We start from the raw sequence: 13,139 nt of genomic DNA, 5'->3' as shown, positions 1-13,139 counted from the left end.
CAGGCAAAAACCGGCTCCCAAGCCGGTTTTTTCCAAGGCGGGTGCCTGAGGATCCTGGCGCCCGTTCCCGCTACAGGCCTGCGTTTGCCGTAAGCCCTTTGCCCTTTTTGTTGTACAGGATGTTGTCCGACATGGATACCACCATCGCTTTGATTTTGTTGCAGGATGGCATATTGAATGGCGCCATCTATGCTTTGCTCGGGCTCGCCCTGGTTCTGGTTTTCCTGGTTACCCGCGTCATCTTTATTCCACAAGGTGAGTTCGTCACCTTTGGCGCCTTGACCTTGGCTTTCGTGGTCAATGGCCGCATGCCGGGAACCGTTATTTTGTTATTGATCGCCGGTGCTCTGGTGTTCTTGCTGGAGTTGCTCTCTGCCATGCGCAGTCGCAGCCTGACAGGCATGCCACGCAAGTTTCTGGTCAATATCGTGATTCCTGTCGCGGTTTACTTTGCCGCCCCTGCCATTGTCAGCTCGCAGTTGCCCTTGTGGGTGGCCGTATTGTTCTCACTGGCGGTTGTGATCCCGCTGGGTCCCATGGTGTATCGCCTGGTGTACCAGCCAATTGCCGAAGCCAGCGTGCTGGTGCTGCTGATTACTTCGGTAGCCGTGCACTTTGCGCTGACCGGTTTGGGTCTGGTGTTCTTCGGTCCGGAAGGCTGGCGCACGCCTCCTTTCATGGAAGGCGAAGTGTCCCTGGGCGCAGTAAGCTGGTCGGCCCAAACCTTTTTTGTGATGGGCGCTTGCGTGTTGCTGATTCTGGCCTTGTGGGGCTTTTTCGGTAAGACCCTGTATGGTCGCGCTCTGCGTGCAACGGCGGTGAACCGTCGTGGTGCCCGTCTGGTGGGTATCAGCACCAATATGTCCGGCTCTCTGACGTTCACGCTGGCTGCAGCCATTGGTGCCTTGTCCGGCATGCTGATCGCTCCTGTGACGACCATCTACTACGACACCGGCTTTTTGATCGGTCTTAAAGGTTTTGTGGCGGCGATTTTTGGCGGTTTGATCAGTTACCCCGTCACCTTGTTGGGCGCTTTGTTCCTGGGTGTTCTGGAGGCGTTTTCCTCTTTCTGGGCTAGTGCCTACAAAGAAGTTATTGTATTTACCATGGTGATACCGGTGTTGTTGTGGCGCTCCTTCGGTAGCAAGCACGTGGATGATGAGGAGTAAATCACATGAGACACTTGCTGACGCTACTGTTTATTGCGGTTCTGTTGGTTTTGCCGCAGTTGGGCGCAACGCCCGAATTCTGGATTACCCAGCTTAACTATATTGGCTTGACCAGCCTGGTTGTTCTGGGCCTGGTGCTGTTGACCGGCGTGGGTGGTTTGACTTCGTTTGGTCAGGCCGCGTTTGTGGGTCTGGGTGCCTACACCACGGCCTATCTGACGGCTCGTCTGGGTTGGTCGCCCTGGTTCAATCTGCTGATTGGCATGGCTATCACCATGATGGTCGCCTACATTCTGGGGGCGATCACACTGCGCTTGTCCGGCCACTTCCTGCCCCTGTGTACCTTGGCTTGGGGGCTGGCCTTGTACTACCTGTTCGGCAACCTGGAGTTCCTGGGTCAGTACGACGGTATTTCCGGTATTGCTCCTTTGGAGTTCTTCGGTATTTCCCTGTCCTCGGGCCGGGATATTTACTACCTGATCTGGGCGTTCGCCTTGCTGGCGATGTGGGGTACGCGCAACCTGCTGAACTCCCGTCCCGGACGTGCCATTCGTGCTCTGAAGCATGGCAGCGGCATGGCCGAATCCTTTGGCGTGAACATGGCCAATTACAAGGTCATTGTGTTCGTTTACGCTGCCTTGCTGGCTTGCGTATCCGGTTGGCTCTATGCGCACTACCAGCGCGCGGTATCACCCAGTCCTTTCGGCTTGAACTACGGTATTGAATACTTGTTCATGGCTGTGCTGGGCGGGGCAGGCAGTGTTTGGGGTGCTGTTTTGGGTTCGGCTCTCGTGCTGAGCCTGAAAGATCAATTGCAGAATTGGCTGCCCAAGCTGCTCAATACCGACATCAACTTCGAGCTGATCGTTTTCGGTATCTTGATGGTGCTGATTCTGCAATACGCTCGCGACGGTCTGTGGCCCATTTTGCACAAGGCTTGGGAACAGGTTTTCGGTGCGCAGAAGCGCAATCAGGCGGCTCCTCCGCAAGCCGAGGCTCTGCCTCAGCGTGAGCGTCCCCAGGCCGGCTCGCTGGTTCTGGAAGTGAACAAGATCCGCAAGGAGTTCGGTGGTCTGGTCGCCGTGAATGACATCAGCTTCACCTTGAATGCGGGTCAGATCATGGGCCTGATCGGTCCTAACGGCGCGGGCAAGAGCACAACCTTTAACCTGATTACCGGCGTGCTGTCGGCCACCAGCGGCCAGGTCAGCTTCCTGGGGCAGCGGATTGATGGCAAGCCTGCACGCGAGATTTCTCGTCTGGGCGTAGGCCGTACCTTCCAGCACGTGCAACTGCTGCCTACCATGACGGTTCTGGAAAACGTGGCATTGGGCGCTCACTTGCGTCGCAGTGTCGGTGTGGTGTCCGCCGTTCTGCATACTGAGCGCCGTAGCGAAGCCGAGCTTTTGCACGAAGCGGCTGTTCAGCTGCAGCGCGTGGGCCTGGGTGATTACCTGTACGAAGAGGCGGGCAATCTGGCCCTGGGCCAACAGCGTATTTTGGAAATTGCCCGTGCTCTGGCTTCCGATCCGCTGCTCTTGCTGCTGGACGAGCCGGCTGCTGGCTTGCGCTACAAGGAAAAGCAGGAACTGGCCAAAGTGCTGGATCAGTTGCGTAGCGAAGGCATGAGCATTTTGCTGGTTGAGCATGACATGGACTTTGTCATGAATTTGACGGACAAGCTGGTTGTCATGGATTTTGGCACCAAGCTGGCCGAAGGTTTGCCCAAGGAAATTCAGGAAAATCCAGCGGTGCTGGAAGCCTACCTGGGTGGTATTGATGACGACCTGGATCTGGATCAGGTCAATGAGCCCGCCTCGGCAGGAGCAGCGCTATGAGTTCGGCACAATCGAAAGACATTATCCTGAAAGTAGACAATCTGGCGGCTCAGTACGGCAAAGTCACGGCCGTGACGGGAGCCAGTCTGGACGTTCGGGCAGGCAGCATTGTGACGGTGATCGGCGCCAATGGTGCAGGCAAGTCCACCTTGCTGAACTCTATGATGGGCTCTTTGCCTAGCGTGGGCCGCAGCACAGGCTCGGTGCAGTATGAAGGGCAGGAGATTAGTCATTGGGAAGTGGAGCGTCGCGTGGCGGCTGGCATTTCCCTGGTGCCGGAACGCCGCGAGCTGTTTGGCAGCATGACGGTGGAAGACAATCTTCTGCTGGGCGGCTTTCGCCTGTATCGCGCCCGTCATCCCGGCTGGCGCGACACCATGGACAAGGTTTACACCTTGTTTCCACGCTTGAAAGAGCGTCGTACTCAGCTGGCAGGGACTTTGTCAGGCGGGGAGCGGCAGATGCTGGCCGTAGGCCGTGCCTTGATGGCGCAACCCAAAGTGCTGATGCTGGATGAACCCAGCCTGGGCCTGGCGCCGCGTGTGGTGCGGGAGATCTTTATGATCATCGCCCGACTGCGCAGTACCGGCGTGGCCATCTTGCTGGTCGAGCAAAATGCTCGTGCCGCTTTGCAAGTGGCTGACTACGGTTATGTACTGGAGACGGGCGATGTGGTGCTGCAAGGGCCCGCGTCTGACCTGGCTCATAATCCCCGAGTGATAGAAAGCTATCTGGGCTTGGGGCAGGGCAAACGCGAGCAGGAAGAAGCGAGCGCTTAGAAGCGGTAGCCGACCCCGATGGTGGCAACCACGGGGTCCAGCTTGGCCTTACCAATGGACTGACCGTTCAGTTTCACGTCTGGACGGATGCTGATGTAGCGTACATCGGCGTTCAGGAACCAGTTCTTGTCCAGCTTGTAATCCACACCGACCTGGGCTGCAAAACCCCAGCTGTTTTTCAGTTTCAGGTCGGAGCCCGCCAGCGCACCGCGCGATTCGGTGTCAAAGAACATGGTGTAGTTCACGCCCACGCCCACATAGGGCTGGAAGTCGCTGTCAGGCAGGAAGTGGTATTGCAGGCTCAGGGTTGGGGGCAAGTGCTTGGTTTTGCCGATACGGCCCAGATTGCTGTCAATATTGTGCTGGAAGGGGAAAGCGCCCAGCAGTTCAATACCAATATTGCGGGTGGCCATATAGGTCAGCGAGAAGCTGGGGCGGGCATTATTGCCTACGTCCAGCTTGACGGTGCCGTCAGCCACAGAGCCGTTATTGGATTTTGGGGATACCCAGGTCACGCCACCTTTGAGCAAGAAATCACCCGCTTCGTGTGTTTGGCCTTGAGGCGCGTACAAAACAGCGGCCAGTCCTACCGCGAGCAAGGACAGGTGCAGACCGGGAAACAAGTGGCGGGCTTTCATAATGACTCCGTAGGGGGGTGTAAAGCCTACAGAGTGAATGAGGGCTGGGTTTGCAGATTTGATCCAAAGCAAGCTTCAGGGATAGTTGACCGCCTGACCTTGTTGTAGATCAAGTAAGTAGAATTCATACGGGGCCAAATTCACCCCTATGTGTGTTTTTTGCATCACCTGGTAACGAGCTGGAAAAGAGAAAGGCGGGTGTGAGAGAGCTCGGATGATGGGCTCACACCCCCAGGAGTGCGTGCAGGGCGTCGTACTTATGGCTTAATTCGCTGCGGCTGAATCGCTCGATAATTTGCCCTTGTTCCAAGACATGAAACTGATCGCTGAATTCTGCCGAGAACTGTGGGCATTGCTCGGCCAGCACAATGGTGTAGCCTTCGTGGCGTAAGGTGCAGATCAGCTTGCCAAGTGCCTGGGCCTGTACCGGAGCCAGTCCCTCGGACACCTTGTCCAGCAGCAGTAGATTCACACCTGTGCGCAGCAAGCGCGCAATGGCCAGTATTTTTTGTTCGCCGGTAGACAGATGGGTGGCCATATGGTGGCGACGTTGCTCCAGGCTGGGTAGCAGCTCATAGATCTGCACCAGTGACATACCACCACCCAGGGCAGTCCCTATAGCGGGCGGTAGCAAGAGGTTTTCCTCACAGCTCAGACCGGTGAAGATGCTCTGTTCGTAAGGGCTGTAGCCCACTCCCAGATCTGCCAACTGGTGTTGGCTCAGGTGTATGGTTTCGGTGCCTTGAATACGGATGGAGCCTCGACGGCTATCGGTTAATCCCGCGATGGCGCGTAACATGGCGCTGCGGCCGGCCCGACTTCGGCTCAGTACGGTGCAGATCTCCCCCGCAGCAATCTGCAAACTCAATCCGCGCAAGAGCGGAAACTCTCGTTGGCAGGCGTACAGATTCTCAATATCCAGGGCAGCCCGTGTCATGAGAATGCTCCTTGTCGTAAGGCGTCAATATGGGCCTGTACGTTGGCTGGTCGGCTCAGGATTCCGTTACGTGTCCTTCGCCGCTGATTGTGGTGATTCCATCACCAGCGAACTTTAGGCAGGGTTCTTCATGTGTTTCAGTATGGAAGCGCCAACGAAGCAAAACCATGCGGGTTTGTCATAGGAGAGATCGGTTTAATGCACTGTTTGGTAAACAAATGTTGTTAAACCAGGCATGTGTTACTTAAGTGTTAACGGTTTTCGGCTTGAAGTCACACAAGTCCGAGATACCACACTGGGGACACTTGGGTTTGCGGGCCACGCAAATGTAGCGGCCATGCAAAATCAGCCAGTGGTGGGCGTCCAGTAAAAAAGGCTTGGGAATCACTTTTTCCAGCTTCTTTTCTACTTCGACCACGTTTTTTCCTGGCGCAATGCCGGTGCGGTTGGCAACGCGAAAAATATGGGTATCCACGGCAATGGTGGGCAGGCCAAAAGCGGTATTCAAGACCACGTTGGCGGTTTTGCGCCCTACGCCTGGAAGAGCCTCTAGTGCAGCGCGGTCACAGGGAACCTGGCCTTGATGCTGCTCCAGCAAAATCCGACAGGTCTTGATGACGTTGGCGGCTTTGGTCTTGTACAGGCCAATGGTCTTGATGGCTTCACGCAGCCCTTCTTCACCCATAGCCAGAATCCCTTGCGGTGTGCCGTGTTCGGGAAAAAAGCGGGCAGTAGCCAGGTTCACGGAGCGATCAGTGGCCTGGGCCGACAGAATCACCGCAATCAGCAGTTGAAAGGTGTCGGCGTATTCCAGTTCGGTGGTGGGCTTGGGGTTGGCGGCCTGAAAACGGCTGAAAATCTCGTGGCGCTTGGCAGCGTTCATGGCGTAGTTTCGCTTGCAGTCTTGCCGGCGCGTCGCGCACGGGCGCGGGCCAGAGCAGAGGCAATGGAGGCCTCTCGTTTATCGGCCTGATCGGCCGAGTTGGCCAGGACGGGTTTATTAGCTAGCGTACGGGCAGCCAGATCCGAGCTTTCCTGGTGTCGGGCCAGCAGGCGGTCGCGGCGTCGTTCCGTGTCCAGGCGAGCCTGTATGGCCTGTTCGCTGCTCCATTCATCCGTAGGGATCATGCTGATGCAGTCTACTGGACAGGGCGGCACACATAGCTCACAGCCGGTACAGCGGTCAGCCAGTACGGTGTGCATCAATTTGTTGGCACCGATAATGGCGTCCACCGGACAGGCCTGAATACAGAGCGTGCAACCAATGCAGTGCTCTTCAATAATGACTGCGCGGCTGGGGCCGGTGAATTCCCCACAGGAAGGGTCCAGGGGCAGGGCTTCACGACCCAGCAGCTCGGCCAGGGCCTGCACGCCTTCCTGGCCGCCGGGCGGGCAGCGGTTGATCGCCTCGCCTTCAAGCGCAATGGCTTGGGCATAGGGCAAACAGGCATCGTAACCACAGCGGGTGCACTGGGTTTGAGGGAGCAGGGCGTCAATGCGCCGTATTAAGGTGTTGGACATGAATGCAAAAACGGGGCCATCTGGCCCCGTCAGAAACGGCCTTAGCCAAATATCAGTTGTGCTGACGGATGAAGTCCCTGATTTTAGGACAGATCAGCGTGCGCCAGCGGCTTCCGGAGAAAATCCCGTAATGACCACAGTTGGGCGCGGTGAATTGTTGCTTGAGTTCAGGCGCGATTTTCGAACATAGCCCCTGAGCCGAATGAGTCTGGCCCTGGCCGGAAATATCGTCCAATTCGCCTTCAATAGTAAACAAGGCCACGCCATCGATATCCTGGGGACGGACTTGTTCGCCATGCACGTGCCATTGGCCTTTGGGCAGACGGTGCTCCTGGAACACAATGCGGATCGTGTCCAGATAGAACTCGGCGGGCATGTCCAGCACGGCGTTGTATTCGTCGTAAAAACGGCGGTGGGCTTGTGCATCGTCATCGTCACCTTTGATCAGGTGCTGATAAAAGTCGTAGTGTGAGCTGACGTGACGATCCGGATTCATGGCGACAAAACCGGCGTGCTGCAAAAAGCCGGGGTACACACGACGGTGAGCGCCAGGGTATTTGGTCGGCACCCGGTGAATCAGATTGTTTTCGAACCAGGAATAGGACTTGGTGGTGGCCAGACGATTCACCTCGGTGGGTGACTGACGCGTGTCGATGGGGCCACCCATCATGATCATGCTGCGTGGCATCACGGCCGAGCGACGGCTTGCCATTAAGGAGACGGCAGCCAAGACCGGCACCGTGGGCTGACAAACCGACATGACGTGCACTTTCGGGCCCAGTGCCTGGATGAATTCCTGCACATACAGGACGTAATCGTCCAGATGGAAGGGGCCGGCCGAACGAGGCACCATGCGGGCATCAATCCAGTCAGTGACATAAACCGAGTGATCGGGCAGCAGCGCGCGTACGGTTTCGCGCAGCAAGGTGGCGTGGTGGCCGGACAGAGGCGCGACCAGCAGGATCGTGGGGTCCTGATCCGCTTTGGGATGATCGCGCTTGAAGTGGATCAGCCTACAGAACGGTTTGCTCAGGTGCTCGACCTCCTGCACGGCGACGGTTTGGCCGTCGATCTGGGTTTCGTCCAGCCCCCAGGCTGGTTTTTCGTAATCCTTGCCGATACGGTGTACCAGTTCAGAGGCCGCCGCCAGTTGGCGCGACAGGGGCGTATAGGCCAGTGGACTGTAGGGGTTGGAAAACCATTGAGAGCCGGTGCCGGTAAAGGCGGCGAGCGGAGCCAGAAAGGACCGCTGAAGTTCGTGCAGATCGTAAAGCATAGTGTGCGCCTTGGTGTTGCCTAATTTGATACAGAGGAATGTATATGCTTATTTCCTTGTGGGAAACAATACGACGTTTATCGTTCCTCTGGCCTTGGTATTTTCCCTTGCTGCGGTGCGGCAGGTTTTTTTATCAAAAGGCGAGATTGGGCGCAAGAGTGGCTGGATACAAACGCAGCCACCGAGTCGGGTCTATATAGAGCGAGCGACGTGCTTAGCGTTCCAGATACTGTAGTTTGTTCTCCACACCGTTCCAGTCGTCCGCATCTTCCAGCGGTTTTTTGGAGCGGTTGATGCTGCCAAAAACAGGCGTCAATTCAGCGTTCAGTTCGATGAAGTGCACCTGATCTTGGGGCACGTCCTCTTCGGCAAAAATGGCATTGGCCGGGCATTCGGGAATACAGACGGCGCAGTCAATGCACTCGTCCGGGTCAATCACCAGAAAGTTCGGGCCTTCACGAAAACAGTCGACGGGGCACACGTCCACACAATCGGTGAATTTGCACTTGATACAGTTTTCGGTGACGACGTGGGTCATTTCAGTAACACTCCTGCGGTATCGCTAAGGCGGTTGATCACGGCAAAAGGCCGTGGATGGGGTGCGCGACAACGCACAGGGCCTGAACGATAAAAATGGGATTTGAATCGAATCTTTCGATTTTAACGAATATTCAGCTTCTTGCTTATTGAGATGGCGCAATAGCTCATCTGCTAGATAGCGGTACGCAAGAACTGACGCCCGTGCTATGGTTGCGCAATCAAAATCGGTAGGTTTGTGATGATCATTACCTCTTTACTTGATACGGACCTGTACAAGTTTTCCATGATGCAGGTTGTCTTGCATCATTTCCCGGCTGCGCATGTGGAGTATCGCTATAAATGCCGCACTCCCAATATTAATTTAAGCCAGTACCTGGACGAGATCCGGGCGGAAATTCATGCCCTGTGCCAGTTGCGTTTTTCAGACGCCGAGCTGGATTATTTACGCAGCCTGCGCTTTATCAAAAGCGATTTTGTCGATTTTCTGGGTCTGTTCCATCTGCCCGAGCGTTGTATTCAGGTGCAGGCTGGGGCTGTTCCCGGCGAGATCGAAATTTCGGTCCAAGGCCCCTGGCTGCATACGATTCTGTTCGAGATCCCTGTGCTGGCCATCGTGAACGAGGTCTACTTTCGCAACGAATGTCCACAACCACAATGGGCGGAAGGGCGCGAGCGTCTGCAGTCCAAGATGCGTCTGGTGGTCGATGATCCGGCCTTAAGTGACTTTCGTGTGGCTGATTACGGCACGCGCCGCCGCTTTTCCAAGCAGTGGCACGAAGAAGTGGTCACCACCATGATCGAGCAGATGAAACCGCACTTTGCCGGCACCAGCAACGTCTGGCTGGCCATGAAGTATGGGGTAACGCCGCTGGGCACCATGGGACACGAGTACTTGCAGGCTTGTCAGGCTCTGGGCCCTCGCTTGCGTGATTCGCAGATTTTCGCCCTAGAGGTGTGGGCCAAAGAATATCGCGGTGACCTGGGCATTGCCTTGTCGGATGTGTACGGCATGGATGCTTTCCTGCGCGACTTTGACATGTATTTTTGCAAGCTGTTTGACGGTGCCCGTCACGATTCGGGCGATCCCTTCATCTGGGGTGAGCGCTTGCTGGCGCACTATCAGGCTAACCGTACCGATCCGCGTACCAAGACCTTGGTATTTTCTGATGGCTTGACCATTCCCAAAGCCATTGAGCTGGCGCTGCGTTTTGCAGGGCGCTGCAAGGTGTCTTTTGGGATTGGCACCAACCTGACCAATGACCTTGGCCATGAGCCTTTGCAGATTGTCATGAAGATGGTGCGCTGCAATGGTCAGCCGGTGGCGAAAGTGTCCGATGCTCCGGAAAAGACCATGTGTGATGATCCGGCGTATCTGGCGTATTTGCGGCAGGTTTTTCAGTTGCCGCCAGCGTAAGCCTTTGGCGACCTGAGGCGTTAATGTTGTTTCAAAACCCTTTGCACACGCAAAGGGTTTTTTTCATAGACACAGCAGTGCCGCCAGATGCCCTCCGGCTTCACGTGCCTGGGCAATGTGCTCCTCATTCAAGGTCTTGGGCGCCAGAATGGCCTCAGGCGTCTGGGCGTGAAAATTGAAGATCCGGATCGGGGCGGCCAGCTCCAGCCGCCAGCCGGTACAAATCCGCTCCAGTTGTCGCTGGGCTCCTTGTCCATCGCTACCGGCACTGATCAAGGCAGAGTAGGGACGGCCATTTAGCTGATCCAGCACCTCGTAGTAATTCCGGTCCAGACACTCTTTCATGGCCCCGCTCAGACTGGCCAGGTTTTCGGGGGCGCAGAACAGATAAGCGTGGGAGTCGCGCAAATCCTGCGCTTGCACCTGATCGCAATGCAAACGTTTGATACGGATCTGTTCTAGCCCTCCCAACTCCTGGAGCACCTCCAGCGCGCCTTGTTCAGCCTGTTCAGCCAATTGCCGGGCCGCGCCGGTACGGGAGTGCCAAATCAATAGAAGCTGGCGGCATGTGTTCAGACTCATAAGCTCTTACTCGCGGTGATAGACTAGCGTCTACAGTATAGAGAGCCACCTCAGCGCTGAGTGGCCACATCGACGTAATTCACATGAATCACACCGCTTCTCCCCCTATGGCCGAGTCGGCCTTCAACCCTCTATGGTTCGCGCAAGCCAGCCACGGACTGGATGAAGCAGGGCGTACGCTATTGCAGGCGGCTGCCGACTGGGCGGGGCCTATTTTGCTGGATCTGGCCGGAAGTACCGGCGAACCGTTGGACAGCCATTGCGCTCAGGTAGCGCTTATTTTGGCTGGTTTGGGTGTGGATGCCCAAACCCGTGCCAGTGCCTTGTTGGCCGTCACCCCCGCCCCTGGGCCGGAGATCAAACAGGATCCGGTTCAAAAAGCCTTTGGTGCCGAGGTCATGACCCTGGTGCGTGGCTCGCGCGCCTTGTACCGCCTGGGATCGCTGACAGGCCAGGCCAAGGAGCAGACGGGCGGGGGTGATCAAAAAGAAATGAAGCGCAAGATGCTGCTGGCGATGGCCGCCGATTTGCGCATTGTCTTGATGCGCCTGGCCTCGCGCTTGCAGTCCTTGCGCTGGTACCGACAGTCCAGAAATGTCTGCCCGGTAGGGTTCGCGCGCGAAACGCTGGAGCTGTATACGCCGCTGGCTAACCGCCTGGGGATTTGGCAGATCAAGTGGGAAATGGAGGATCTGGCCTTTCGTTTTCTGAACCCCGAGGTTTACAAACATATTGCCAGTCAGCTTGAAGACAAGCGCGTGGAGCGCGAAACCCTGATCAGTCAGGTTCGTGATCAACTTTTGGCGGCCTTGAAACGCGAGCATATCGTGGCCGAGGTCTCGGGCCGACCCAAGCATATCTTCAGCATCTGGAACAAGATGCGTAACAAGCATCTGGACTTTGAACAACTGTTTGATTTGCGCGCCTTGCGCGTCATCGTTGAGGATGAACGCAGCTGCTACCACACGTTGGCTGTGGTGCATTCGCTGTGGACACCCGTGCCCGAGGAGTTTGACGATTACATCTCCCGCCCCAAGCCCAATGGTTATCGCTCCTTGCATACCGTCATTGCGGATGCGCAGGGGCGTTGCTTTGAAATTCAGATCCGCACGCGCGACATGCATCAGTTCGCGGAATACGGGATGGCTGCCCACTGGCGCTACAAGGAAGCGGGAGCCCAAGGCGGGCAGCAGGTGGCCGATGGTGAGGACGATAGAAAGATCGCCTGGATGCGTCAATTGCTGGCCTGGGACAGGGAGGCGTCCACGTCAAACGCTACCGCGCCTGGTCCGCAAGCAGACAGCAGCAAAGATTCGGCTTCCGAAAAGACAGTAGAACCCGTCGCCAGTAAGAAACCGGCAGTCGCCCGGCCTTTGAAGGCTCAGGAAGACGAGCATATTTATGTGCTGACGCCGCAGGCTCGCGTTATCGAGCTGCCTGTGGGGGCGACGCCGGTGGACTTTGCCTACTATCTGCATACCGATCTGGGCCACCGTTGTCGTGGTGCGCGGGTTGACGGGCAGATGGTGCCTTTGTCCACGCGCTTGTCGACGGGCCAGACGGTAGAGATTGTGGCGGCCAAATCCGGTGGCCCCTCGCGTGACTGGCTGAACGTACAACTGGGCTTTCTGGCCAGCCCGCGTTCGCGCTCCAAGGTGCGGGCCTGGTTCAACGCGATTGAATTGCAGCAGCGAATCTCCCAAGGCCAGAGCATGGTCGAAAAAGAGCTGCAAAGGCTGGGCCGTACCGCCGTCAATCTGGAACAGATGGCCCAGCAACTGGGTTTTGCCAAGGCGGATGACCTGTATGTGGCGGTGGCCAAGGATGAATTCAGTCTGCGCCAAGTGGACGCCTTGTTCCGTGAGGATGTGCAGGAAGAAGAACCCGTACAGCGCGTGTTTGATGCGGCCCGGGAAAGTGTTTCCAAAACCGGGAAAAGCGGTGTGCTGGTGGTGGGCGTGGACTCCCTCATGACACAGCTGGCCCGCTGTTGCCGTCCCGCACCGCCTGACCTGATTGCCGGTTTTGTGACCCGTGGTCGGGGAGTGTCCATACACCGTGCCGACTGCAAGTCTTATCAGGAACTGGCTGACAGACAACCTGAAAGGGCTATTAGCGTTGATTGGGGCGATACGGGGGATACTCAGTATCCGGTGGATCTGGCGATTGAGGCTCAGGAGCATCCCAGCCTCTTGCGTGATCTGTCTGAAGTATTTGCCCGCCTGCGCTTGAACGTAACGGGTATTAATACCTTGAGCCGTCGTTCGTTGACACGCATGATATTTACCATTGAAGTGCGTGATGGCGAGCAAATTCAAAAGGCTTTAGCGGCCTTGAACGAGTTATCGGGTGTTAGCGCCCGCCGCTACTCGTCCTGAACTGCTAAAATTGGTAAACCTAAACCTCGCGGGTGTTGTGCCCGCGATTGTTCTTGTCAATCAAGAG

The 13,139-nt window shown here is 56.5% G+C and carries 12 protein-coding genes; 5 read left to right on the top strand and 7 right to left on the bottom strand.

Annotated features, from left to right (window positions below; all coding sequences use genetic code 11):
* Positions 1-131 precede the first annotated feature (131 nt).
* The 3 genes from AC6I6N_RS06955 to AC6I6N_RS06945 are packed head-to-tail and all read left to right on the top strand — an operon-like array spanning position 132 to position 3,786.
* On the top strand, positions 132-1,169 hold the full coding sequence (locus AC6I6N_RS06955) for a branched-chain amino acid ABC transporter permease (protein ID WP_497943336.1): 1,038 nt from the start codon (positions 132-134) through the stop codon (positions 1,167-1,169).
* Positions 1,170-1,174: 5 nt separating this feature from the next.
* Complete coding sequence (locus AC6I6N_RS06950; protein ID WP_497943335.1) at positions 1,175-3,007, top strand: branched-chain amino acid ABC transporter ATP-binding protein/permease; 1,833 nt, start codon at positions 1,175-1,177, stop codon at positions 3,005-3,007.
* Positions 3,004-3,786, top strand: a complete 783-nt coding sequence (locus tag AC6I6N_RS06945) for an ABC transporter ATP-binding protein (protein ID WP_094197331.1) — start codon at positions 3,004-3,006, stop codon at positions 3,784-3,786. The genes AC6I6N_RS06950 and AC6I6N_RS06945 overlap by 4 nt, the downstream gene beginning before the upstream one ends.
* Here AC6I6N_RS06945 and AC6I6N_RS06940 read toward each other — a convergent pair.
* The 6 genes from AC6I6N_RS06940 to fdxA all read right to left on the bottom strand — a co-directional run bounded on the left by AC6I6N_RS06940 (position 3,783) and on the right by fdxA (position 8,696).
* On the bottom strand, positions 3,783-4,424 hold the full coding sequence (locus AC6I6N_RS06940) for an OmpW/AlkL family protein (protein WP_094197330.1): 642 nt from the start codon (positions 4,422-4,424) through the stop codon (positions 3,783-3,785). The genes AC6I6N_RS06945 and AC6I6N_RS06940 overlap by 4 nt on opposite strands.
* Before the next feature lie 223 nt (positions 4,425-4,647).
* Positions 4,648-5,361 (bottom strand): ABC transporter ATP-binding protein, encoded by a 714-nt coding sequence (locus AC6I6N_RS06935; protein WP_497943334.1) that lies wholly within the window; start codon positions 5,359-5,361, stop codon positions 4,648-4,650.
* Positions 5,362-5,605: 244 nt separating this feature from the next.
* A complete protein-coding gene (gene nth, locus AC6I6N_RS06930; protein WP_108727760.1) occupies positions 5,606-6,244 on the bottom strand; it encodes an endonuclease III in 639 nt (212 codons plus the stop codon).
* Positions 6,241-6,882 (bottom strand): RnfABCDGE type electron transport complex subunit B, encoded by a 642-nt coding sequence (locus tag AC6I6N_RS06925; protein ID WP_094197327.1) that lies wholly within the window; start codon positions 6,880-6,882, stop codon positions 6,241-6,243. The genes nth and AC6I6N_RS06925 overlap by 4 nt, the downstream gene beginning before the upstream one ends.
* 52 nt (positions 6,883-6,934) lie before the next feature.
* Complete coding sequence (locus AC6I6N_RS06920) at positions 6,935-8,158, bottom strand: polyhydroxyalkanoate depolymerase (RefSeq protein WP_094197326.1); 1,224 nt, start codon at positions 8,156-8,158, stop codon at positions 6,935-6,937.
* A gap of 214 nt (positions 8,159-8,372) precedes the next feature.
* Positions 8,373-8,696: a ferredoxin FdxA gene (gene fdxA, locus AC6I6N_RS06915; RefSeq protein ID WP_026483116.1), complete on the bottom strand. Its 324-nt coding sequence runs from the start codon at positions 8,694-8,696 to the stop codon at positions 8,373-8,375.
* Between the two features lie 240 nt (positions 8,697-8,936).
* Here fdxA and pncB point away from each other — a divergent pair, with 240 nt between their 5' ends.
* Positions 8,937-10,112, top strand: a complete 1,176-nt coding sequence (gene pncB / locus AC6I6N_RS06910; RefSeq protein WP_094197325.1) for a nicotinate phosphoribosyltransferase — start codon at positions 8,937-8,939, stop codon at positions 10,110-10,112.
* A 63-nt stretch (positions 10,113-10,175) separates the two neighbouring features.
* Here pncB and AC6I6N_RS06905 read toward each other — a convergent pair whose 3' ends face one another.
* Entirely contained in the window at positions 10,176-10,694 is a 519-nt protein-coding gene (locus AC6I6N_RS06905; RefSeq protein ID WP_094197324.1) for a flavodoxin family protein, read from the bottom strand.
* A gap of 83 nt (positions 10,695-10,777) precedes the next feature.
* On the opposite strand from AC6I6N_RS06905, the gene AC6I6N_RS06900 reads away from it, so the two are divergent.
* Positions 10,778-13,072: a RelA/SpoT family protein gene (locus tag AC6I6N_RS06900; RefSeq protein ID WP_497943333.1), complete on the top strand. Its 2,295-nt coding sequence runs from the start codon at positions 10,778-10,780 to the stop codon at positions 13,070-13,072.
* The last annotated feature ends 67 nt before the right edge of the window (positions 13,073-13,139 follow it).

The sequence above is a fragment of the Alcaligenes sp. LTN-3 genome (genome assembly GCF_059735605.1).
Note: the sequence above shows the minus strand (reverse complement) of the source record. Positions and strands in the feature narration are given on the sequence as shown.